Origin of the sequence: Pseudochrobactrum saccharolyticum (genome assembly GCF_008801715.1) — a bacterium.
Classification (GTDB): domain Bacteria; phylum Pseudomonadota; class Alphaproteobacteria; order Rhizobiales; family Rhizobiaceae; genus Pseudochrobactrum; species Pseudochrobactrum saccharolyticum.
In genome coordinates this window covers 66,294-88,648 of record NZ_VZPG01000002.1, presented here as the reverse complement: position 1 = coordinate 88,648, position 22,355 = coordinate 66,294, and the positions used below count along the sequence as shown (strand labels likewise).

Below are 22,355 nucleotides of genomic sequence, written 5' to 3'. Positions count from 1 at the left end.
GCAAGCCGCAATTCACATTCAATCAATTGAACGTCATGCAATGGGGAAGCTCAGCGCCTCGCAAATCACACAGTCAGAAATGGCAGTTTTGCAGCCCGTTTAAGCCAAGTCGGGCGTATGGTCAAACAATCGTCGGTGTTCACGCACGGCATAATTATCAGTCATGCCTGCAAGGAAATCCGCAATCTGGCGCGCAAAGGCCGAAGTCTCGTTACCGGCAATCCCTGCCCGCCAGTCGGCAGGCATCGCATCCGGCGCCGTCATATAAGCATCGAACAGGTCTTTCACGACCTGATCGGCATTTTTGCGGATCGGCACGACCTGCGCGTTGAAATAGAGATTCCGGTAGAGAAACTTCTTCAAGGTTTTCTCGGCAATCGCCATATCCGGCGAAAAGCCGACCATCATCTCACTGGCCGCACGCACATCATCCACACTCTGCGGATTGAATTTTTTGATCTGATCCTGCGCATGCGCAATCACATCTTCAACCATACGGGTAATCTGCCGGCGCATCAGTTCATGGCCACGACGCACCGGATCGAGCTTCGGATAGAGGCGCTGCACTTCCTGCAGAATATCGCGGGTCAGCGGCACTTCTTCCAGTTGCTCGAGCGTGAGCAGACCGGAACGCAAACCATCATCAATATCATGGGCATTATAGGCAATGTCATCGGCAATGGCCGCACATTGCGCTTCAAGACTGGCAAAGCCGGAAAGCTCCAGATCAAAACGCTCATTATATTTGAGGATCGAACCCGGAACCGGCTCCCCATCCGAATAAGGACCGGTCAGCGGGCCGTTATGTTTGACCAGACCTTCCAGCGTTTCCCATGACAGGTTGAGCCCGTCAAATTCCGCATAGCGTTTTTCCAGCAAGGTCACGATGCGCAGCGACTGCGCATTATGATCGAAGCCGCCATAGTCTGCCATTTTCTCATTCAGAGCATCTTCGCCCGTATGGCCAAATGGCGTATGGCCGAAATCATGCACCAGCGCCACGGCTTCAGCCAGATCTTCATCCAGCCGCAATGCACGCGCCAAAGCACGGGCGATCTGCGCCACCTCAATCGTGTGGGTCAGCCTTGTGCGGTAATGGTCGCCTTCATGGGCGATAAACACCTGTGTCTTGTGCTTTAATCGTCGGAAAGCAGTTGAGTGGATAATACGGTCGCGGTCACGCTGATAAGGCGTGCGTGTTCGGCTCTCGGTCTCATGCACCAGGCGTCCGCGCGTTTGCGCAGGGTCGCATGCATAAGGAGCACGTTCACGATAGCCGAAACCAATACTGTCCATCATTCTTCCTGTTATGATTTGTGTTTCATCAACCAAAATCCGCAAGCTTGCGCAAAGCACATCAGGCCTTTCGCAACAATTGCACTCTGCTGCATTATCATGATTGCAGTGCAAAATAACAGGTTTGATATGCAGCGCAGTATAAAACTTTAGGGCAAATGACGTGTGACAGGAGATTGCGCCCTCTGCGCCTCTGACCTATATTATAGTCCTATCAACATATATCCTGTGCGGAACTTGAACCGCCCATGATTTTAAGGTGACTATTATGACGGACATTTCCGTATCCGATGCGGCGGCCAAACGCATTGTCAAAATTCTGCAAAAGCAAGCCGACAAATCAGCCCTGCGTATTTCCGTTGAGGGCGGCGGTTGCTCAGGCTTTTCCTACAAATTCGATCTTGTCAGCGATACCAATGATGATGATCTGATTATTGAAAAAGACGGTGCCAAAGTGCTGATCGACAGCATTTCCGTGCCTTATATTGACGGTTCAGTTATTGATTTCATTGACGATCTGATGGGACAGTCCTTCCAGATCAACAATCCGAATGTCACATCATCCTGCGGCTGCGGTGTCAGTTTCGCAATCTGACCGGTTTCTGCCATGAATAGCTGCCGCATGATCTGAAATGCGGCAGATTTTTTTATAAAACTCAATACGGGGATACGTCTTTGAAAATTGCCACATGGAACATTAACGGTGTCAAAGCACGTATCGAAAATCTGCTGCACTGGTTGCAGGAATGCCAGCCTGATGTCGCCTGCCTTCAGGAAATAAAATCCGTAGACGATCTGTTCCCGCGACTGGAAATTGAAGCCCTTGGCTATCACGTGGAAACCCACGGTCAGAAAGGCTTTAACGGCGTTGCCATTCTCTCGAAGGTCTCACCGGTTGAAGTCAATCGCGGGTTGCCAGGTGATGACAGTGACGAACAGGCGCGTTTTATCGAAGCCGTATTCACCACTGAAAAAGGTGTGATCCGTGTCGTTTCGCTCTATCTGCCAAATGGCAATCCGGTGGATACGGAAAAATACCCTTACAAGCTCGGCTGGATGCAGCGTCTGGAAGACTGGGCGAAAACCCGTCTGGAACTGGAAGAACCGCTGGTGCTCGCCGGTGACTATAATATCATCCCGCAGCCGATTGATGCCAAACATCCGGAAAACTGGGTGAATGACGCGCTGTTCCTGCCGCAGAGCAAACAGGCATTCCGTCGTCTGGAAAATCTCGGTTTTTATGATGCGATCCGCAATGTCAGCGATGAACAGATGTTCTCATTCTGGGATTATCAGGCCGGTGCATGGCAGAAAAATAACGGTATCCGCATTGACCATCTGATGCTATCGCCGGAAGCTGCCAATCTGCTGGATGGTGCGGAAATCGAGAAACACACACGCGCATGGGATAAACCATCTGACCATGTGCCGGTTGTTATTCAGCTTAGCTACTGAAAATTATTAAATAATTTCAAGACCATAGCACCGCAAACTGAATCATTTTGCTAAGTTGCGGTGCCTGCACAACTATTTCTACTCAGAGTAAAACAAACAAGTACTAGTGCTGGCCGACGAGTGCAATCGCATTACGGCGGTCAGCCTCACCGGCAACCGAAAACGCCTGTTCCTGCATCGCACGGATCCATTCGCAATCCTGATCCGAACAACGCTCAAAAGCAGCCGTCAGCATCGCAAGGCCGCGAACAGTCTTACCGGCCTGAAACAGCATATTGCCGAGCATAGCCTGCGCATTGGCATTGCCTTTTCTGGCAGCCAGCTGAAACCATCGTGCAGCCTGCGTTTTGTTCTTCTCTACCCCGTCACCTTTGAGCAGCATAGCGCCAAGCTCATATTGGGCTGTGGAGTCGCCAAAATTGGATGCGGCCTGCACATAGAGATCACGGGCCATATCAGGATTGGAATTCACAGGGGTGCCGGGAATACCGCGCTTGAGATAGCGCGCCATCTGCACCAGTGCACCGGCCACATAAGATTCGTTCTGCGAACCCGGCTCTGCGCCTTCATGGACGATTTTTTCAAAAATTTTATAGGCTTCGTAATCGTTTTCCGGAACACCGTCACCCTGAGCATACATGCTCGCCAGTTTCCAGTTCGCGCCCGGATGTCCCTGATCTGCCGCATAGCGCAGAGCTTTCAGCGCTTCATCCTTATGGCCGTTCTTAAAGGCGGATACCCCGAATTTGAAAACCTCAAACGGATTGCTCTTCTTGTCCGCATTGTCCGGAATATCAAAGGCAAACGCGCTGCTGCACACCAGATAGAGTGCAACACCGGCTCCACACACAGAATACGCGATTTTCTTAAACGACCCGATCACGACAGCATTCTTTCATTATCGTTTGCCAAAATAACTTTGGTAAAGGACAAGTTAACAAGATGAGAAAAACTAGCCATTTTTTCAGGCAAGATTGCGACCTGTGAATAAAGTCGGCTAAACAGATTTCCTTCAGCAGAGCCCGCACCTGAAGTCATCATGCAAGACTGCACGCTAACCTGCGGATTTTTTTGAGAAAAACTATAATTCTGCAATTACCGACCTCAATGAAGGGCAAAGATTGTTTCACATTTTGTCAGGACTAAACTTTGCCTGCCTCCTATCGGTGCTCCGCATTTATGGCGGGAAATAGGCCAAGTTCGTCTCCGTGAACCTTAGCGCGGCTGAAAGGTAAATACTGTTACCAAAACAACACAAATTTACGCTGATATATAAAATTGCCCCCTCAAAACCACGAAACAATCCGGTTTCAGAGCGTCATAGTTGTCATCCCGTTGCGAAATATAGTTAAGCAAGTGATTATAAATCTTGGTTTTATAGAGAAGCAGGATTTTCTGAAGAATCGCTGTCCAGAATCGATTCTCTGTGTGTCAGCAGAGATGCAGATACGATTTCAGCCGTGCTTGCGATAATCCTCTTTTCTTCAGACAACAGCGCCTTATAGTCCGCCTTATGAAACCATCTGCTTCGGGGCGCAGACCTCAACCTTACAGACGACAGCCGCAGCGCCGCAGCAATCGCAGGCACTATCGCAAACCCTATTCCTTCCTTCGCCGGTCAGGGATTGTGACTGCACTACTGTTGCTGGGCATATATGCTTTGATGCAGTCTTTTATGCCGCAATGGGCAGAAACTGTTTCCGGCAGCAATCAGCAGCGTCAGCCTGTTCGTGCAGACAAGAATGAAGCCCTGCCTGCGCAACTGAGCGGTCGCGGCGGCAGTCTGCATATTTACGATGGTGATACAATTGCCATACAGGGGCAGCGCATAAGGCTGAAAGGCATGGATACGCCGGAAACCCAACAGAATTGCAGTATAGACGATAAAGATTATAGCTGCGGGCGCAATGCGACTGCGGAATTACGCCGCCTGATCGGCAATCAGACTGTTACCTGCACAGCGGACGGACGCGATCAGTATGATCGTATCCTTGCCTTCTGCAAGGCCGGAGAGACGGATCTCAACCGCACGATGGTCGAGCAAGGCTGGGCAGTTTCCTATGGCCTCTATCAGCGTGAGGAAGCACAGGCACGCAAGAATAAACGCGGATTATGGGCGGGGGAATTTGAGCGCCCCGGCAAATGGCGGCGGGAAAATCAGTCGCGCTAGAGCATTTCACAGTCAAGTTGGACCAACTTGACGGCTGTGATAATGCGACCAAACAAAGACTCTAGAGCGAGTGACATGAATACACTTAAGTGCGACACGCTCTAGAATGAGCGCAACCGGAGCAATCAGTAATATGGCAACGGCATTGCAGACGCTGCAAAATCAGATCAATGACTGCAGAATTTGCCGCGACCAGCCGCTTGGTCCACGCCCGCTGGATCATGAGCCAAGGCCGGTATGCATCTCCTCCCCGACAGCCAGAATTGCCATATGCGGTCAGGCACCGGGTATCCGTGTGCATAATACCGGCATTCCGTTTAACGACCCCTCCGGTGTGCGGTTGCGCCAATGGCTCGATGTGACGCCGGAAGAGTTTTATGACGCAGAGCGCTTTGCGATCATTCCCATGGGTTTCTGCTTTCCGGGCTATGACAAACATGGCGGCGACCAGCCCCCGCGCCGTGAATGTCGCCTGACATGGCATGACCGGCTGTTTGATCTCATGCCGCAAATCGAGCTGATTATTGCCATTGGCAGCCATGCGCAGACATATCATCTGGGGCGTAATCCGAGTTATCGCGAATATTTACAGGCACAGCAAAAACCGCTCAATATGACCGCAACTGTGAAAAACTGGCGGCGCTTTATCGAGAGCAATCAGAATGACGGCCCTGCCGTGCTGCCGCTGCCGCATCCGTCATGGCGAAACAGCGGCTGGCTGAAACGTAATCCGTGGTTTGAAAACGAGCTTTTGCCGGTGCTTCGTCAAAAAATCCGGCCTTTACTGCCGAGATAAAAATAATTTCTAACTTAATGCAATTTGATAGTATTATATTCTTCGCGTTTAATCGCGCGCTCATCCATAAGGTATATAGTTTCAAAATTATACAATTCGGCGCTTAATGTGAGGCAAAATGGACAGACTTGACAGAAAAATTCTCCGTCTGTTGCAGGAAGATGCAACGCTGGCAGTAGCAGATATTGCCAAAAAAGTTGGCCTGTCCACCACTCCGTGCTGGCGCCGTATTCAGAAACTGGAAGAAGACGGCATTATCAAGCGCCGCGTCGCTGTGCTTGATCCGGTCAAGATCAATGCGCGTGTCACAGTCTTTGTTTCGGTGCGCACCAGCTCTCACAGCCATGAATGGCTGAAGCGTTTTGCTGAAGTCGTGCAGGAATTTCCGGAAGTGGTGGAATTCTACCGCATGAGCGGCGATATCGATTATCTGCTGCGCGTTGTCGTGCCGGACATTGCCGCCTATGACGCTTTCTACAAGCGCCTGATCAGCAAAATCGAGATCCGTAATGTTTCTTCATCTTTTGCGATGGAGCAGATCAAATATACGACAGAACTGCCGCTGGATTATATGGTGCTTGATAAAGACGGTAACTAAACCCATCCCCAAACGGTGAAGCAACATAGAAACAGACAGAGCATTTCCCGTATTACAATTCCAAAAGGAAATGCCCGGCTCCACAAAAAATGGCACTATCCCACGGCAAGGATAGTGCCACTTTTGCTACAGGCGACATGAAATACCGGCCAATATAAATTGTAAAAAACGCAGCGGATATACCAGCGTAAATACATCCTTCGGCTGACTTCTCAGCAAATATTACTTTGAGTAAAATTGTCGCCTGCTCTTAAAACCCTCATACTCCAATACGCATCTATCTTAAAAACTGACAGGCTGCGCACAACCGCAATTAATTGCAGTTTTGGCAAATTATTTTTGAATCCCAATAAAAAATTACCGAAAAAGCACCGCCTCAAAGTTGCAAAAAATCCGGCGCGCTCACACGGCCGGATTTTTTTATTTCTGAGACTGTGTTTCGAATTACGAAATGCTGCGGCCGTTCATACCGGCATCTTCAGCAGTTGCCATAGAGACATGACATTGAGCAGCGGTTTTCACCAGACCGGCTGCCAGTGCAGCACCTGTACCGGAACCAAGGCTGATATTCAGATCAAGCAATGGTGTCTTACCCATTTTCTCCAGCAACAAGCGATGCCCCTGCTCGGAAGACACGTGGGAGAACAGGCAATGATCCAGCGCATCACCATTCATCGCCAGCAGAATTGCTGCGGCGGCACTGGCGACATAACCGTCAATCAGCACCGGAATTTTCTCGGCACGCGCGGCCAGAATTGCACCGGTGATCGCAGCCAGTTCACGGCCACCCAGACGGCGCAGCACTTCCAGCGGATCACGCAGATTACCTTCATTGAGAGCAACAGCTTTTTTCACCGCAGCAATTTTTGCAGGCAACACACTTGCATCTTCACCGGCTGCCAGTGACACCCAGTCCTCAGCCTGACCGCCAAACAGCGCCAGAGAAATCGCCGCAGCAATGGTTGTATTGCCAACGCCCATTTCACCGATGCACAGCAGATCCGTACCACCGGCAATTGCTTCCATGCCAAAAGCCATGGTTGCAGCGCAAGTGCGCTCATCCATCGCCGCTGTCACGGTAATATCTTCAGTCGGATGCTCCAGCGCCAGATCAAAAACCTTCAGCCCCAGATCATTGGCGATGCAAATCTGGTTGATGGCAGCGCCGCCGGCAGCAAAATTATTGACCATATCCATAGTCAGCGATTGCGGCTGCGAGCTTACACCCTGCGCCAGCACACCATGATTACCGGCAAAAATTGCCACCAGAGGACGCATGATCTGCGGCTTGGCTTTACCGCTCCATGCAGCCAGCCATTCCGCGATCTCTTCCAGACGCCCGAGTGAGCCGACAGGTTTGCTCAAACGCGCTTCACGTTCACGCACCGCTTCGCCAGCGAATTCGCTCGCTTCCGGAAGCTGGCTGATAAGTTCACGAAAATCATCAAATGGCAGTCCGCTGGTACTCACGTTATCAAATCCGTCTTTTAGCCGTAGTGGGGGAAATTCATCTGCGCCTGCTATACGCCCTGCTCACAGTTTTTCAAAGTGCAGAAAAATGAAATTATTGTGCCCGCAGGCCAAAGCCTCCATATAAAGACATGCCCTGCTTCGGCAGGATCATCCGACAGTCTCAGGAACAATGACTTCATGAACCGTTTATTCTGGCTGGTTATCGCAGCAATTGCCATTCTCCTGCTCGTTCTGATCGTCAATGACGAGAGCGGCACAACACTCGGCCTTGCCAATGATGATTTTGCCGATGCGGCCTATATGAGCATTTTCGGCATTGTCGTGGCTGCCGGTTTGCTGGGTTCCGGTATTCCGCTCAATCATATGATGCGCAATATTGCGATCTGGGCGGTAATTATTCTCGGCCTCGTCACCGGCTATCAATATCAGTATGAACTGACCAATATTGCCAATCGCGTCACCGCTGGGCTGATACCGGGCAATGCAATCAGCGGAAATAGCATTGATGGTGCTGAAACTGTCAGTATCGGTCAGTCATCCAACGGTCATTTTGAAGTCAATGCACTGGTGAACGACCAGCGCGTGCGCTTCATGATCGATACCGGTGCCTCCACAATCGTGCTGACACAGGCTGATGCTGAAAAAGTCGGTATTGATGTCAGCAGTCTCAGCTATACGAATCCTGTCAGCACAGCCAATGGCCGCACTATGGCTGCATCGGTACGGTTGCAGGAAATCCGCATCGGCAATATCACCCGCCAGAACCTGCGCGCACTGGTTTCACAGGAAGGCCAGCTCAGCGGTAGCCTGCTGGGTATGAATTTCATGAACAGCCTGAGTGCCTATACTGTGCAGCGCGATCAGCTGATCCTGACCGACTGAAAAAGCCGTCAAGCTGGACAGGCCGGTCTTTAACCATTATGTCCGCGCAGAAACATCCGCAGAGAAGACGCCGTAAAGAAGATCATTGTGACCAGACCAGAAAAACTCTATGCCGCCAAAACCTTTTCCATCGCGCCTATGCTCGACTGGACGGACAGGCATTGCCGTTTTATGCACCGTCTGCTCACGCGACATACTTTGCTCTATACGGAAATGGTGGTGGCTGATGCTGCCATCCATGGCAAACGTGACCGCCTGCTCGGCTTCTCGGAACAGGAACATCCTGTCGCTCTGCAACTTGGCGGCTCTGATCCGGTGAAACTTGCCGAGGCCGCCAAAATCGGCGAATCTTTCGGCTATGATGAGATCAATCTCAATGTCGGCTGCCCGTCAGACCGCGTGCAATCGGGCGCTTTCGGTGCCTGCCTGATGCTGACACCGCAACTGGTGGCAGACTGCGTTGCGGCCATGAAACAGGCCGTGAAAATTCCGGTAACGGTGAAATGCCGTATCGGCGTAGACGATCAGGATCAGGAAGCCGCACTCTCAGACCTTAGCCGCATGGTGATTGCGGAAGGCGCAGATGCGCTATGGGTCCATGCGCGTAAAGCGTGGTTGCAGGGGCTATCGCCTAAAGAAAACCGCGATATCCCGCCGCTGGATTATGACCGCGTCTACCGGCTGAAACAGGATTATCCGCAGCATTTTGTCGGCATTAATGGCGGAATTACCAGCCTTGATGACACCACAACCCATTTGCAGCATACAGACGGTGTGATGATGGGTCGAACGGCTTATCACACACCGATGGTGCTGCGTGATGTGGATCGCCTTGTTTATGGCGATGAAACCACACCTCTTTCGATGGAAGATGTGCTGGATGTGATGTGCGATTATGCTGACCGGCATATTGCGGATGGCGGCCGTCTTGCGCATATCAGCCGCCATATGGTCGGGCTGTTTCAGGGTCAGGCGGGTTCGCGCCGCTGGCGGCAAATTCTCTCGACGGATGCCACACGCAATGATGCGGACAGCAAGATCATCCGCAAAGCCTATCAGGTGATGTGCGAAACCGCTGCCGAGGTGGAAGAAAACAACGTCGCCCGTGCGGAACAGGCGGCGGAATAATTCACGCGTCCCAAGGATCGAAGAGCGCTGCAGATCAGCTTACTCTTTTGGATTCTCGCCAGACTGAGCGCACCACGGGCACATCGTCAATGGCATGTACGCGTACGAGATCGGCACGCAAACCTTCAGCGATTGAGCCGCGATCTGTCATACCTACAGCTTTTGCCGGATTGGTGCTGACCATGCGGATGGCCTGCGGCAGATCAATATGCTCCACCACATGAGCAAGATTGAAAGCACCCTGCAACATGCTGAAAGGGATATAATCCGACGAGATAATATCCAGATAGCCTTTTTCGGCCAGTTCCAGAGCAGAGACATTGCCGGAATGGGAACCACCGCGCACAACATTCGGCCCGCCCATCATCACGCCAATGCCGTTGGAGTGCGATGCGGCGGCGGCTTCAACCGTTGTCGGGAACTCGGCAACCGCCACACCATGAGCCACGGACTCATCGACATGGGCTTGCGTCGCATCATCATGGCTTGCCAGCATAATGCCGTTGGCATGGCAATAATCAGCAATCAGCGCACGGTTTTTCGCGGAGTTGCGCTGTGATTCACCGACACGGCGGTCACAATAGACCTGATAATCGTCTTCGCTGACTTTGTTCTTGCGCATGAAATAGATGCGGTAAGATTCCATATCCGGAAACTGCCGCTGCCCCGGTGCGTGATCCATCAGGGATGCAAGACGCACACCCGATGCGCCACGCAGCTGCTCAAACGCACTGATACAATCATTGGACGAAACTTCGCAGCGCAAATGCAGATAATGTTCTGCGCGCAAACGGCCTTTGCTTTGTGCAGCCTGCAATGCATCTGCCAGCAACAGCATGTCATCAATCACGACTTCGCATTCGCCGTCATGGCCGACACGCAGCGCATCAAAAACCGTGGTAATACCGGAGGCGGCGATCTGCGCATCATGTGCCTGAATAGCCGCCAGCGGGTTCCAGCGCACTTTCGGTCGTGGTGCATAATGGCCTTCGAGATGATCCGTATGCAGCTCCACCAGTCCGGGGATCAGATAATCCCCATGCATATCCTTACCCGATGCCGAGATTGTATTATCAATCGCAGCAATCTTTCCGTCGCGCATGACAACCGTGCCCCTGATGATTTCATCAGGCAGCACGATCCGTGCATTGGTCAGGATTGTTTCTGCAGATTTACTTTGGTTTGGAGCGGACATATCTTCTCTTAAATTTTATAGGACTATTCAGCCGCGGCTTTTTCCAGCTGTAATTCCACTGAAACCGTATTCTGTGCAGCAACCGGCTTACCCGTCAGCGGGTGAAGCGAGTGCACTTCGAATGGTACACCTGATTCTGCCTCGGTAAACAGAGCCAGATTGGTGATCTTGACCGGTTCATTCAGCACGGGCGCGAAAAACTCTTCCAGCACATTACGCACATGCGCCTGTTTTTCCTCCGGCACTGCGCCGGTCAGGGTCATATGAAAGCGGAACTGCTCGAACACATAAGGATAGCCCCACTGGTCGAGATTGGCACGGTGGATCGCATCCATTTTCTCGGGCTTGCGCTTGGCCAGTTCCTGCGCATTCAACGGCGCACGAAAGCGCTCAAAATGCACCACCACATCATTGGCCAGCTGCTGAAGTTCCGCACAAGGCTCGGACACGACCAGCGCAAAGAAAGGTCCGATCTGCGAAACTTTGAGCTTAGGCAGCTGCACAGCCTGATAGCTGGAGGCAAAATGCATCATCGCAGAGAGAAGCTGATGTTCTTCATAATCATCATGCAGGCGAAACGGTGCTTTCAGCGTCGCATGAAAACCGTAGCGGCGCGGCTCTTCAGTCAGAGCACTGACCTCATCAGGGCTGACGGAACCAATCACCGGCGTGCGCACAACCATACCATTAAAGGCATTGCGGCCAAGCCAGTTTGCAGCCACCCGCAGCAACGGATCATGAGCAGAGGGTGTGAAATATATTCCGTATCGCATAAAAATCCCTTTTTCACAGGTTTACGAACCGGCATGTCAGACGATGTCATACTATGCTTTGCCATAAGTGGCCTGATGATGCGGGCTCTATACAATCACAGTCCGCACCTATTATGACAAGATGCTGAAAAAACGTCTCAATACCCAAAAAACTGAAAAACACCGGACAGGTTTTTACAAAAAGACGTTTTGAATCAACAGAGTTAAGCGTCTTTTGGTCAATCCGGCAATCACATTGGTAAAATAGGTCAGAAAAGATTTCCGATAACTGCCAAAAATCTCAGCCTGAAACGGATGGCATTGATATCCATATGCCATCCGGCGATTTAAAATATGCTCAGGCTTACAGACCTAATCCGCCGATGCAGACATATTTGGTGTCGAGATAGTCTTCGATTCCCTGATGTCCGCCTTCTTTGCCAAGGCCGGACTCTTTCAGACCACCGAACGGTGCCTCAACGGTTGAGATCAGTCCTTCATTGACGCCGACGAGACCATATTTCAGCCCTTCCATCACACGGAAGGCGCGGCCGAGATCCTGCGTATAGAAATAGCAGGCAAGGCCGTATTCGGTATTATTGGCCTGTTCGATTACATCTTCTTCGGATTTGAATTTATAGACCGGTGCAACAGGGCCGAAAATTTCTTCCTTGGTGAAACGCATACGCGGTTTGGCATCGGCAATCACAGTCGGCTCGAAATAGCTGCCGCCCAGTGCGTGGCGCTTACCACCGGTGACAATGCGGCCGCCTTTTTTGGTCGCATCAGCAATAAATTCTTCAACTTTTTCGACTGCATTCATATCAATCAACGGCCCCTGCTGGGTACCGGAATCCATACCATTGCCGACTTTAAGCTGCTCCACAGCTTCTGTGAATTTTTCAACAAAGCGGCTGTAGATTTTGGATTGTACGAAGAACCTGTTGGTACAAACACAGGTCTGGCCGGAATTGCGGAACTTGGCGGCAATCGCACCGGCAACCGCGCGATCCAGATCAGCATCATCAAATACGATAAACGGCGCATTGCCACCCAGTTCCATCGAGACTTTTTTGACAGTGCCTGCTGTCTGCTTCATCAGCAGCTTGCCAATTTCAGTCGAGCCGGTGAAGGTCAGTTTGGCAACCTGCGGATTACGGGTCAGTTCGCCGCCGATTTCGCTGGCAGAACCAGTGAGAATATTGACTACCCCCGCCGGAATACCTGCTTCTTCACACAGCACGCCCCATGCCAGACCGGAATAAGGTGTTTGCGTTGCCGGTTTCACCACGACTGTACAGCCCGTTGCCAAAGCAGGGCCGATCTTGCGTGCCAGCATGGAAGACGGAAAATTCCACGGTGTAATCGCCGCGACAACGCCCACCGGCTCTTTGGTCACCATAATACGGCGGTCCGCCCAAGGGGACGGCACCACATCACCATAAACACGCCGCGCTTCTTCCGCATACCACAGAATATAGGCGGCAGAGCTTGCTACCTCACCTTTGGCTTCCGTGAACGACTTGCCCTGCTCCATGGTCAGAATTTCAGCCAGCGCATCCTGATTGGCCAAAATCAGATCATGCAATTTACGCATTTTCTGCGAGCGCTCATTGGCTGTGGTTTTGCGCCAGCTTTTAAAAGCTTGTGCAGCGGCTTCAATCGCGCGCGCAGTCTCTGCCTTACCGGATTTCGGGATTGTGCCGATCGCCTTGCCGGTCGCCGGATTCATAACATCGATCGTTGCACCGCTATCTGCAGCCACCCACTGGCCGCCGATCAGATTAGCCTGTTTGATAAACCGGCTGGTATTCGCATTCATAACTTCTCTCCTCACGACAATACATGCAATTACCCTCAAAATCGCATGCTTGTTTCCCGCTCAGATCAAGGGCTTTGGCGCGGATAATGTCAAGGGATCAGCGCGAAAAACCGCCTCACCCCCAAACCGCCTGTGCCAGACCGATCCACATTGCCAGCGTAACGGCAGATGCGGCCGTCGCCAGCACCATCGAGGTTGATGACAGTCCCTGCCCGACGCCGAATCGCGTGGCAATCAGATAGGAGTTAACGCCCGATGGCAGCGCCGCAGCGGTAATTGCCACCTTGGCCGTCAAAGGCGGCAGCCCGACCAGCCATGCCATAGCGAAAACCACAGCAGGCATCAGCATCAGTTTGAAAGAAGCATTCACACCGGCGGCAATCACATTGCCGGAAATGCCGAATTTCTTCAGCCCCATCCCCATGGCAAACAGCGCCAAAGGCCCCGATACATCAGCCAGCATCGAAATCAGCTGCATCGGCAATTGCGGAATGGAAAAGCCCGAAAGGCGTACCAGCCATCCGGCGAGAATGCCGATAACCAGCGGATTGCGCAGCAGAGACGTGATAAATTTAACCGCCGTGTCATAACGGCTGGTTTCACCGCTGATGATGCCGTCTTTGCGCAAAGCCCATTCATTCAGCATCAGCGATGCGGCCATCATCAGAGGCATATGAATGCTGATAATCAGCGAAATAATCACCAGCCCCGCCTCGCCGTAAACGCCGAGCATCAACGGCATACCGAGAAAAACCAGATTGGAAAAAGCGCCGGTCACACCGGCCACGACGCCTGCCCGCCGGTCACGGCCGAACATGAAACGGATTCCGCAATGCGCGGCAGTCCATGCAACCACGACACCGGTAAAATAGACCAGCCACAATTCCCAAGGATTACTCGACTGAAAATCAGCGGTCATCATTGTACGGAAAAGCAACAGCGGCGTAGAGACGACAAATACGAAATCAGCAAGACCGTCTCCGGTCGTATCGCTCAATATCTTCAGCCTCGCAAATAGGTAGCCAAGCATAATAATGCTGAAGATAATTGTAATTGTGGCCGCGAGACCCATATTTCACCATACTTATCTGCAATGCCGCGAAGAAATTATGCTTTAAAGCATTCTTGATTCCTGCGCAGATTTACAAATTTCTTGTAAATCGCCAAACTCTTGCTGATTTCTTCATAAATTTGCGCAATATGAAAGATCAGTCAGGGCATATTCTGAAAATTGCACAGCAGTTTTCAGAATATAATATGTGTAAATTGATCCCCGCTTATCAGACACGCTGTTGCAAAATGGCACAAGCGGAAGATCTTCATATTCTCAGGGTCTTACTCAGAGGGGGAATATATCTTTCCCTTTTGAGCGAAAAACGCTAGACACGCCCTGATTAAACAACGATGCCTGCTGGTTCGGGCCTGATACAAGGATTTTCAAATTGTCCTCAACATTTGACAAAGTAGCTGATATTATTGCTGAAACCAGCGAAATTGACCGCGCTTCCATTACGCCTGAAAGCCATACAATCGACGATCTGGGCATCGACAGCCTTGATTTCCTCGACATCGTTTTCGCAATTGATAAAGCTTTCGGCATCAAGATTCCTCTGGAACAGTGGACTCAGGAAGTGAACGAAGGCAAAGCAGATACTGAAGAATATTTCGTTCTGAAGAATCTCTGCGCAAAAATCGACGAACTCGTCGCTGCCAAACAGGCCTAATTTAAGTTAAATTGACGCGCAGTGTGGAAAACAAACCATACCGCGCGTCTTTTTACAGGCAGTGGCTTATATAAATGTGAGTAAATCACAAAACATTGATCGCCGCTTGATGCGGCTTTTGTCATTGATAAGTATGTTTCAGGGATAAATCTGTCCCTGTCATAATTATACCACTGTAAGATCCTGCCTTCGGGTAAGTTACGACCGGAAATCAAGCGAGCAGCTCATGCACAGCAAAAAAGTTCTCATCACCGGCATCGGCCTCATCACCTCTCTGGGTGAAGGCGTGGAAGCCCATTGGTCTGCCCTCACATCAGCAGGGACGCAGCCGAAGCTCGATACAGAGAATTTCGCTCCTTACACAGTTCACCCGTTGGGCGAAGTTGACTGGTCTCAGCAAATTCCGAAGCGCTCCGACCAGCGCCAGATGGAAACATGGCAGCGTCTCGGCACCTATGCGGCAGGTCTTGCCTTGCAGGATGCCGGTATCAAAGAGAATGAAGCGCTTTGCTCCACAATGGATATGATCGTGAGCGCCGGTGGCGGCGAACGTGATATCAGCGTCGACACACAAATTCTCGATGCAGGCCGCGGCAATAACCAACCGGGTCTGATGCTCAACGAAAAGCTCTCCACAGAACTGCGCCCGACGCTGTTTCTGGCGCAGCTTTCCAATCTGCTTGCCGGCAATATTTCAATTGTTCATAAAGTTACCGGCTCTTCGCGCACTTTCATGGGTGAAGAAGGCTCCGGCATTTCCGCTGTGGAAACCGCAGCAGCCCGCATCCGCACCGGCCAGAGCACCCATGCGCTCGTTGGCGGTTCTTACAATGCGGAACATTTCGACATGCTGCTCGGCCATGAACTCGGCGGCTTCCTGAAGTCCGACGGCTGGGCTTCGGTCTGGGCACGTGAAGGTTCACAGGGCGGCGGTATGATCACCGGTTCCGGCGGTATTTTCCTCGTTCTCGAAGAAGCAGAACACGCCAAAGCCCGTGGCGCACGCGCCTATGGTGAGATTGAATCCATTTCCAGCGGTCAGATCCGTCGCGGCAAGGAAGACCTTACCGCAGCTGTTTCCGCGCTGATTGAAGACAACAGCTTTGTTGTGACCGGCGCATCCGGCGCCCATCAGCCGACAGCTGCAGAAAAAGCAGCTTTGAGCGCTAAATCTGCCAGCTATCGCGGTGTATCCGGCCTGTTCGGCCATATGCGTGAAGCACAATTCCCGCTGGCACTCGCACTCGCCGCACTCAGCGTCTGGAAAGGTGAAGCTTTTGCTCCGCTTTCCGGTGATGAAACAGCACGCAGCGGTGCGCTTGACCGCGCCACAGCACTGACCGTCGGAGCCACCCGCTCCGAAGGTGCAGCCATTATTGTAAAAGCCTGATCGGAGGTCACCATGTCAAAATTTACCGATCATCTCGGCCGCCCTCTCGTAGCCATTACCGGTGCCGGTGTTGTTTCCCCGCTGGGAACCGGCAAGGAAGATAACTGGAATGCCCTGACCGGCGGTCAGTCCGGTATTCACGAAATCAACCGCTTCCCAACAGAAAATCTCAAGACCCGCATCGCCGGTACTGTTGATTTTCTGCCGGAAAGCACAATCGGCGCATCTGCTCTGTCTGAAAAATTGGCACGTCTCGCCGGTGAAGAAGCCATTGCCCAGTCCGGCCTGTCGGTCACCGATTTCGGCGGCCCGCTGTTTCTGGCAGCGCCACCGGTTGAACTCGACTGGAAAAGCCGCTTTGCGCTGGATGCTCTGGTGAAAAATCAGGGTGAGCCAAGCTATCAGCTGCTGCTCGAAGCCTGCCGCAACAATCCGCGTATGGACGAATTCAACACCACGCAGTTCGGCTATATTGCCGAGCGTCTGGCAGATATTTTCGGCACGCGCGGCCTGCCGGTGACTATGTCCACCGCTTGCGCATCCGGTGCTACTGCTATTCAGTCCGGCGTTGAAGCCATTCGTCGTGGCGAGAGCGACCGCGTTCTGGCCATCGGCACAGACGGTTCTGTTTCCGCTGAAGCACTGATCCGCTTCTCGTTGCTCTCCGCTCTCTCCACGCAGAATGACCAGCCGCACAAGGCTTCCAAGCCATTCAGCAAAGACCGTGACGGTTTTGCTATGGCTGAAGGCTCCGGCGCGCTGGTGATGGAATCGCTGGAAAGCGCCATTGCCCGTGGTGCAAAAATTCTCGGCATTCTCAAAGGTTGCGGCGAAAAAGCGGATGATTTCCACCGTACCCGTTCCAGCCCTGACGCTTCACCGGCTATCGCCACTGTGCGCGCAGCCTTGGATGATGCAGGCCTGACCATTGACGATATCAGCTATGTCAACGCACATGGCACATCGACACCGGAAAATGACAAGATGGAGTATCACACTCTGTCCTCCGTCTTCGGTGAACGCATCAGCTCAATTCCGGTCTCGTCCAACAAGTCGATGATCGGTCATACGCTGACTGCTGCCGGTGCGATTGAAGCCGTGTTCTCGCTGCTGACCATTCAGACAGGCACACTGCCGCCGACCATCAATTACGACAATCCTGATCCGGCTATCGCGCTTGACGTGGTGCCGAATGTAAAACGGGATGCCAATGTTACTGCCATTCTGTCGAATTCTTTCGGCTTTGGCGGTCAGAATGCCAGCCTCGTGGTTGCAGCGCATCAATAAGCGCGCAACTCCGATCAGGCACTCAAAATTTAATAAGGATAGAACTCAAACATGCGCGCATTACAGCTCCTCGATGACCGCCGCTTGGAAATCACCGACATTCCGGCTCCCGAAAAGCCGGGCTTTGGTGAAGTTACCGTCAATATCAAAGCGGTTGCCCTCAACCATATCGACGTATGGGGCTGGCGTGGCATGGCTTTTGCCAAACGCAAAATGCCACTGGTCATCGGCGCGGAAGCATCCGGCGTCGTCACCGCAATCGGCGAAGGCGTATCCAATGTGTTGCCGGGTCAGCTGGTGTCAATCTACGGCGCACGCACCTGTGGTCTGTGTAAAGCCTGTCGCGAAGGCCGCGACAATCTTTGCGAACATGTTTCCGGTGTTCATGGCTTCCACCTTGACGGTTTTGCCTGTGAGGCTGTTAATCTGCCAGCACGCCTGCTGATCCCTGCACCTCCGGGTGTTGATGCAATCGGTGCGGCTGTTGCCCCTGTCACTTTCGGTACCGTTGAACATATGCTGTTCGACAATGCCAAGCTGCAGCCGGGTGAAAGCATTCTTATTCAGGCTGGTGGTTCCGGTATTGGTACCGCTGCTATTCAGCTGGCCAAGAAAATGGGTTGCACCGTCTACACCACAGTTGGTTCAGACGACAAAATCGAAAAAGCCAAGGCGCTCGGTGCCGATCACGTTATCAACTACCGTGAAGACCGTTTTGAAGGTGTTATGCGCAAGCTCACCAAGAAAAAAGGCGTCGACGTGGTATTTGAGCATGTTGGTGCCGATACATGGGCTGGCTCCATGCTGTCGCTGAAGCGCGGCGGCCGTCTGGTAACCTGTGGCTCCACCTCCGGTGTTTCGACAAATATGAACCTGATGATGCTGTTCCAGCAGCAGCTCAAACTGCTCGGCTCCTTCGGCTGCCGCATGGAAAACATGGCCGATGCCATGCAGAAAATGGCTCAGGGCATTGTCTCTCCGGTGATTGATACTGTGGTCGGCTTTGAAGATATCGACACAGCCCTGAAGCGCATGGAAACCCGTGACGTCTTCGGCAAAATCATTCTGAAAATTGACTGATCCTCAATTTATCAATGCGGATTATCTTGCAGCGCCCTGTGTTTTAACGCACAGGTCGCTGTAAATTTATCAAGACTTAAGGCACCACATGTTCAAGCTGAAACTCCTTGCGTTCAAATATTGGCAAAAGCTGAAAATTGCCAATTACTGGCTGTGGGCGCAGGCAGTCTTCATTTTGCTGGCGCTGCTTCGTTTGCTGCCTGCCAAAGCCGCCATCCGGTTTTCCGCTTGGGTTGCCCGCAAAATCGGCCCGCTGTCGTCACGTCATAAAGTGGCAACACGCAATCTCGCCAATGCCTATCCGGAAAAATCCCCTCAGGAGATTGAAGAAATCGCGCTGGAAATGTGGGACAGCATGGCGCGTCTGCTGGCTGAATATGTGTTTCTCGATGCGATCTTCGATTTTGATCCTGACGCGAAAGAAAAAGGCCTGATTGAAGTAGAAGGCGAAGAGATTTTCCGCCGTCTGCTCGATGAGAAAAAGCCGCATATTTTCTTCACCGCACATACCGGTAATTTTGAGCTACTGCCGATTTGCGCCGCAACTTTCGGCCTCAATGTTACCGCGCTGTTCCGTCCGCCGAATAATCCGTTCATCGCCCGCAAAGTGCTGAAGGCCCGCCGCACCAATATGGGGCATCTGGTGCCGTCCAAGGCCGGTGCTGCATGGTCACTCGCTGCGGTGCTGGGACAAGATGACAATGTGGGTATGCTGGTTGACCAGAAGTTCGCCCGCGGCGTGCCGAGCACATTCTTCAACCTGCCGGTGAAGACCAATCCGCTTTTGGCCAAACTTGCGCGTCAATATGATTGTGATGTTTATCCGGCACGCTGTATCCGCCTGCCTGGCGGTCGCTACCGTCTGGAATTATCGGAGGCGATGGAATTGCCGCGTGATGCAAATGGTCAGGTGGATATTGCTGCCACTGCCCAATTGCTCAACGACACGGTTGAAGGCTGGGTGCGTGAATATCCGGGACAATGGATGTGGTTCCACAAACGTTGGGGCTAATCCATGACTTTAGGCACATGCGACTTCACATAAACTTGTATGGATGCGCATAGCGTGCTAACCGCCTGCAAACGGAACAGAGCCTCGCTCAAGGCTTAGAAACAAGGATCTCCTCATGTCCCGCCCGATTATCATTGCACCTTCTATTCTCGCATCTGACTTTTCCAAGCTTGGTCAGGAAATCAAAGATGTTGTGACTGCCGGTGCAGACTGGATTCATATCGACGTGATGGACGGTCATTTTGTACCAAACATCACTTTTGGTCCGGATGTGGTAAAGGCAATTCGCCCGCATACAGATGCAGTGTTTGATACCCATCTGATGATTGCACCTTGCGATCCTTATCTGGAAGCATTTGCCAAGGCCGGTTCGGACATCATCACCATTCACGCAGAGGCAGGCCCTCACCTGCACCGCTCACTGCAGGCCATTCGCAATCTTGGTAAAAAAGCCGGTGTTGCGATCAATCCGGGCACGCCTGCTTCGGTGCTGGAAAATGTGATTGATGACGTTGATCTCATTCTGGCAATGACCGTCAATCCGGGCTTTGGTGGTCAGAAATTCATCACCTCCATGCTGCCGAAAATCGAACAGCTCAATGCACTGATCGGCAACCGCCCGATTGATTTGCAGATTGACGGTGGTGTTACCGCTGAGAATGCCGGTGCTGCAGCCAAAGCCGGTGCCAATTCTCTGGTGGCCGGTTCCTCCATTTATAAGGCCGGCAATCTTGAAGGTTACCGCACCAATGTCGAGGCGATCCGCAAGGCTGCGGAGCAAGGCCGCGCTTAATTGAATTCTGACAGGCGGATAGCAATATCCGCCTGAAATTTTTAAAACGACCGGTTCACCGGTTCTCCCGTCTAATACACTTTAGGAAACGCACATGATCCCGCGCTATTCCCGCCCTGAAATGGTTGCCATCTGGTCGCCGGAAACCAAATTCCGCATCTGGTTTGAGATTGAAGCTCACGCCTGTGATGCATTGGCTGAAATCGGCGTTATCCCGAAAGAATCCGCGAAAACCATCTGGGAAAAAGGCGGCGCGGCGAAATTTGACGTTGCCCGTATTGATGAGATCGAAGCTGTCACCAAACATGACGTGATCGCATTCCTCACCCATCTGGCTGAATTTGTCGGTCCTGACAGCCGCTTCATCCATCAGGGCATGACCTCGTCGGACGTTCTCGACACCTGCTTCAACGTCCAGCTGATGCGTGCCAGCGACCTGCTGCTCGCTGATCTCGACAAGCTGCTGGCAGCGCTGAAAACCCGCGCTTACGAACATAAAGACACCATCACCATTGGCCGCAGCCATGGTATCCACGCTGAACCAATTACGTTCGGCGTTAAAATGGCACTGGCCTATGCGGAATTTGAACGCTGCCGCGCCCGTCTGGTTGCTGCACGCGAAGAAATCGCAACCTGCGCTATCTCCGGTGCGGTTGGCACATTCGCCAATATCGACCCGCGCGTCGAAGAACATGTTGCCAAGTCGCTCGGCATGAAAGCCGAGCCGGTTTCCACACAGGTTATCCCGCGCGACCGTCATGCGATGTATTTCTCGGTTCTGGCGGTTATCGCGTCTTCTGTTGAGCGTCTGGCTGTTGAAATTCGTCACCTGCAGCGCACAGAAGTGCTGGAAGCCGAAGAGTATTTCTCACCGGGTCAGAAGGGTTCGTCGGCAATGCCGCATAAGCGCAACCCTGTGCTGACAGAAAACCTGACCGGTCTTGCCCGCATGGTTCGTTCCATGGCGCTGCCTGCGATGGAAAACGTGGCTCTGTGGCATGAGCGCGATATTTCGCACTCTTCCGTTGAACGTATGATCGGCCCTGATGCGACGATCACGCTCGACTTCGCCCTTGCCCGTCTGACCGGCGTAATTGAGAAGCTGCTTGTTTATCCTGAAAACATGATGAACAACCTGAACAAGTTCCGCGGTCTGGTGCATTCGCAGCGCGTGCTGCTGGCTCTCACTCAGGCCGGCGTATCTCGTGAAGATTCCTACCGCCTCGTTCAGCGCAATGCGATGAAGGTATGGGAACAGGGCAAAGACTTCCTCGAAGAACTGCTGGCCGATGCGGAAGTCCGCGCAGCACTCTCCGAAGAGCAGATCCGCGAGAAATTCGACCTCGGCTATCATACCAAACACGTTGATACGATTTTCAACCGCGTGTTTAACACGCAAGCAAAATAATACCGTGTTTAAATAATCGAGCTTATATTCAAGCAATTAAAAGCCCCGTCTGAGATTTTCAGGCGGGGCTTTTTTTTGCATAGAGGCGACCAAT

At 52.2% G+C, this 22,355-nt stretch carries 21 protein-coding genes; 14 read left to right on the top strand and 7 right to left on the bottom strand.

The window, feature by feature from the left end; all coding sequences use genetic code 11:
• Positions 1 to 99 precede the first annotated feature (99 nt).
• On the bottom strand, positions 100 to 1,299 hold the full coding sequence (locus tag F7P81_RS07020) for a deoxyguanosinetriphosphate triphosphohydrolase (protein WP_151159035.1): 1,200 nt from the start codon (positions 1,297 to 1,299) through the stop codon (positions 100 to 102).
• Between the two features lie 265 nt (positions 1,300 to 1,564).
• Here F7P81_RS07020 and erpA point away from each other — a divergent pair, with 265 nt between their 5' ends.
• The gene (gene erpA, locus F7P81_RS07015) at positions 1,565 to 1,891 is read left to right on the top strand and encodes an iron-sulfur cluster insertion protein ErpA (RefSeq protein ID WP_075654866.1); all 327 of its coding nucleotides are present in this window, start codon (positions 1,565 to 1,567) and stop codon (positions 1,889 to 1,891) included.
• A gap of 80 nt (positions 1,892 to 1,971) precedes the next feature.
• Positions 1,972 to 2,751, top strand: a complete 780-nt coding sequence (gene xth, locus F7P81_RS07010) for an exodeoxyribonuclease III (RefSeq protein WP_151159034.1) — start codon at positions 1,972 to 1,974, stop codon at positions 2,749 to 2,751.
• Between the two features lie 103 nt (positions 2,752 to 2,854).
• On the opposite strand, the gene F7P81_RS07005 is transcribed toward xth, so the two are convergent.
• Positions 2,855 to 3,601, bottom strand: a complete 747-nt coding sequence (locus tag F7P81_RS07005; protein WP_183956639.1) for a tetratricopeptide repeat protein — start codon at positions 3,599 to 3,601, stop codon at positions 2,855 to 2,857.
• 813 nt (positions 3,602 to 4,414) lie between these two features.
• On the opposite strand from F7P81_RS07005, the gene F7P81_RS07000 reads away from it, so the two are divergent.
• From F7P81_RS07000 to F7P81_RS06990, 3 genes are all read left to right on the top strand, one after another.
• Positions 4,415 to 4,921 (top strand): thermonuclease family protein, encoded by a 507-nt coding sequence (locus tag F7P81_RS07000; RefSeq protein WP_246176088.1) that lies wholly within the window; start codon positions 4,415 to 4,417, stop codon positions 4,919 to 4,921.
• 133 nt (positions 4,922 to 5,054) lie between these two features.
• Entirely contained in the window at positions 5,055 to 5,717 is a 663-nt protein-coding gene (locus tag F7P81_RS06995; protein ID WP_151159033.1) for a uracil-DNA glycosylase family protein, read from the top strand.
• A 118-nt stretch (positions 5,718 to 5,835) separates the two neighbouring features.
• Positions 5,836 to 6,315 (top strand): Lrp/AsnC family transcriptional regulator, encoded by a 480-nt coding sequence (locus F7P81_RS06990; protein WP_022711499.1) that lies wholly within the window; start codon positions 5,836 to 5,838, stop codon positions 6,313 to 6,315.
• A 444-nt stretch (positions 6,316 to 6,759) separates the two neighbouring features.
• On the opposite strand, the gene cobT is transcribed toward F7P81_RS06990, so the two are convergent.
• Positions 6,760 to 7,785 carry a nicotinate-nucleotide--dimethylbenzimidazole phosphoribosyltransferase gene (cobT, locus tag F7P81_RS06985; RefSeq protein WP_151159032.1) on the bottom strand — a complete coding sequence of 342 codons (1,026 nt, stop codon included), beginning with the start codon at positions 7,783 to 7,785 and terminating at the stop codon, positions 6,760 to 6,762.
• 180 nt (positions 7,786 to 7,965) lie between these two features.
• On the opposite strand from cobT, the gene F7P81_RS06980 reads away from it, so the two are divergent.
• Together F7P81_RS06980 and dusA are read left to right on the top strand one after the other, a co-directional pair.
• On the top strand, positions 7,966 to 8,670 hold the full coding sequence (locus F7P81_RS06980; protein ID WP_151159031.1) for a TIGR02281 family clan AA aspartic protease: 705 nt from the start codon (positions 7,966 to 7,968) through the stop codon (positions 8,668 to 8,670).
• Positions 8,671 to 8,757: 87 nt separating this feature from the next.
• Positions 8,758 to 9,798: a tRNA dihydrouridine(20/20a) synthase DusA gene (gene dusA, locus F7P81_RS06975; protein WP_281348904.1), complete on the top strand. Its 1,041-nt coding sequence runs from the start codon at positions 8,758 to 8,760 to the stop codon at positions 9,796 to 9,798.
• Between the two features lie 34 nt (positions 9,799 to 9,832).
• Here the strand turns inward: dusA and F7P81_RS06970 are convergent, their stop codons facing one another.
• The 4 genes from F7P81_RS06970 to F7P81_RS06955 form a co-directional block, all read right to left on the bottom strand.
• A complete protein-coding gene (locus F7P81_RS06970) occupies positions 9,833 to 10,993 on the bottom strand; it encodes an alpha-D-ribose 1-methylphosphonate 5-triphosphate diphosphatase (protein ID WP_151159030.1) in 1,161 nt (386 codons plus the stop codon).
• A gap of 23 nt (positions 10,994 to 11,016) precedes the next feature.
• On the bottom strand, positions 11,017 to 11,766 hold the full coding sequence (locus F7P81_RS06965) for a DUF1045 domain-containing protein (protein WP_151159029.1): 750 nt from the start codon (positions 11,764 to 11,766) through the stop codon (positions 11,017 to 11,019).
• A 343-nt stretch (positions 11,767 to 12,109) separates the two neighbouring features.
• Positions 12,110 to 13,567, bottom strand: a complete 1,458-nt coding sequence (locus tag F7P81_RS06960; protein WP_151159028.1) for an NAD-dependent succinate-semialdehyde dehydrogenase — start codon at positions 13,565 to 13,567, stop codon at positions 12,110 to 12,112.
• 115 nt (positions 13,568 to 13,682) lie between these two features.
• Entirely contained in the window at positions 13,683 to 14,639 is a 957-nt protein-coding gene (locus tag F7P81_RS06955) for an AEC family transporter (protein ID WP_151159027.1), read from the bottom strand.
• 370 nt (positions 14,640 to 15,009) lie between these two features.
• Between F7P81_RS06955 and F7P81_RS06950 the strand changes: the two genes are divergently transcribed.
• The 7 genes from F7P81_RS06950 (at position 15,010) to purB (ending at position 22,261) form a co-directional block, all read left to right on the top strand.
• A complete protein-coding gene (locus F7P81_RS06950) occupies positions 15,010 to 15,291 on the top strand; it encodes an acyl carrier protein (protein WP_022711508.1) in 282 nt (93 codons plus the stop codon).
• Positions 15,292 to 15,517: 226 nt separating this feature from the next.
• Positions 15,518 to 16,681 carry a beta-ketoacyl-ACP synthase gene (locus tag F7P81_RS06945; protein ID WP_151159026.1) on the top strand — a complete coding sequence of 388 codons (1,164 nt, stop codon included), beginning with the start codon at positions 15,518 to 15,520 and terminating at the stop codon, positions 16,679 to 16,681.
• 12 nt (positions 16,682 to 16,693) lie between these two features.
• On the top strand, positions 16,694 to 17,968 hold the full coding sequence (locus tag F7P81_RS06940; RefSeq protein ID WP_113944946.1) for a beta-ketoacyl-ACP synthase: 1,275 nt from the start codon (positions 16,694 to 16,696) through the stop codon (positions 17,966 to 17,968).
• Positions 17,969 to 18,019: 51 nt separating this feature from the next.
• Positions 18,020 to 19,048 carry a zinc-binding dehydrogenase gene (locus tag F7P81_RS06935; protein ID WP_075654854.1) on the top strand — a complete coding sequence of 343 codons (1,029 nt, stop codon included), beginning with the start codon at positions 18,020 to 18,022 and terminating at the stop codon, positions 19,046 to 19,048.
• 88 nt (positions 19,049 to 19,136) lie between these two features.
• The gene (locus tag F7P81_RS06930) at positions 19,137 to 20,060 is read left to right on the top strand and encodes a lipid A biosynthesis lauroyl acyltransferase (protein ID WP_075654853.1); all 924 of its coding nucleotides are present in this window, start codon (positions 19,137 to 19,139) and stop codon (positions 20,058 to 20,060) included.
• Between the two features lie 115 nt (positions 20,061 to 20,175).
• A complete protein-coding gene (gene rpe, locus F7P81_RS06925) occupies positions 20,176 to 20,853 on the top strand; it encodes a ribulose-phosphate 3-epimerase (protein ID WP_151159025.1) in 678 nt (225 codons plus the stop codon).
• 94 nt (positions 20,854 to 20,947) lie between these two features.
• Positions 20,948 to 22,261 carry an adenylosuccinate lyase gene (gene purB, locus F7P81_RS06920; RefSeq protein WP_075654851.1) on the top strand — a complete coding sequence of 438 codons (1,314 nt, stop codon included), beginning with the start codon at positions 20,948 to 20,950 and terminating at the stop codon, positions 22,259 to 22,261.
• Positions 22,262 to 22,355: the final 94 nt, after the last annotated feature.

Coding starts and splice junctions, on each gene's coding strand:
- F7P81_RS07020 (WP_151159035.1), bottom strand. CDS start 1,299: ATGATGGACAGTATTGGTTTCGGCTATCGTGAACGTGCTCCTTATGCA.
- erpA (WP_075654866.1), top strand. CDS start 1,565: ATGACGGACATTTCCGTATCCGATGCGGCGGCCAAACGCATTGTCAAA.
- F7P81_RS07000 (WP_246176088.1), top strand. CDS start 4,415: ATGCAGTCTTTTATGCCGCAATGGGCAGAAACTGTTTCCGGCAGCAAT.
- F7P81_RS06995 (WP_151159033.1), top strand. CDS start 5,055: ATGGCAACGGCATTGCAGACGCTGCAAAATCAGATCAATGACTGCAGA.
- F7P81_RS06990 (WP_022711499.1), top strand. CDS start 5,836: ATGGACAGACTTGACAGAAAAATTCTCCGTCTGTTGCAGGAAGATGCA.
- F7P81_RS06980 (WP_151159031.1), top strand. CDS start 7,966: ATGAACCGTTTATTCTGGCTGGTTATCGCAGCAATTGCCATTCTCCTG.
- F7P81_RS06970 (WP_151159030.1), bottom strand. CDS start 10,993: ATGTCCGCTCCAAACCAAAGTAAATCTGCAGAAACAATCCTGACCAAT.
- F7P81_RS06965 (WP_151159029.1), bottom strand. CDS start 11,766: ATGCGATACGGAATATATTTCACACCCTCTGCTCATGATCCGTTGCTG.
- F7P81_RS06960 (WP_151159028.1), bottom strand. CDS start 13,567: ATGAATGCGAATACCAGCCGGTTTATCAAACAGGCTAATCTGATCGGC.
- F7P81_RS06955 (WP_151159027.1), bottom strand. CDS start 14,639: ATGGGTCTCGCGGCCACAATTACAATTATCTTCAGCATTATTATGCTT.
- F7P81_RS06945 (WP_151159026.1), top strand. CDS start 15,518: ATGCACAGCAAAAAAGTTCTCATCACCGGCATCGGCCTCATCACCTCT.
- F7P81_RS06940 (WP_113944946.1), top strand. CDS start 16,694: ATGTCAAAATTTACCGATCATCTCGGCCGCCCTCTCGTAGCCATTACC.
- F7P81_RS06935 (WP_075654854.1), top strand. CDS start 18,020: ATGCGCGCATTACAGCTCCTCGATGACCGCCGCTTGGAAATCACCGAC.
- F7P81_RS06930 (WP_075654853.1), top strand. CDS start 19,137: ATGTTCAAGCTGAAACTCCTTGCGTTCAAATATTGGCAAAAGCTGAAA.
- rpe (WP_151159025.1), top strand. CDS start 20,176: ATGTCCCGCCCGATTATCATTGCACCTTCTATTCTCGCATCTGACTTT.
- purB (WP_075654851.1), top strand. CDS start 20,948: ATGATCCCGCGCTATTCCCGCCCTGAAATGGTTGCCATCTGGTCGCCG.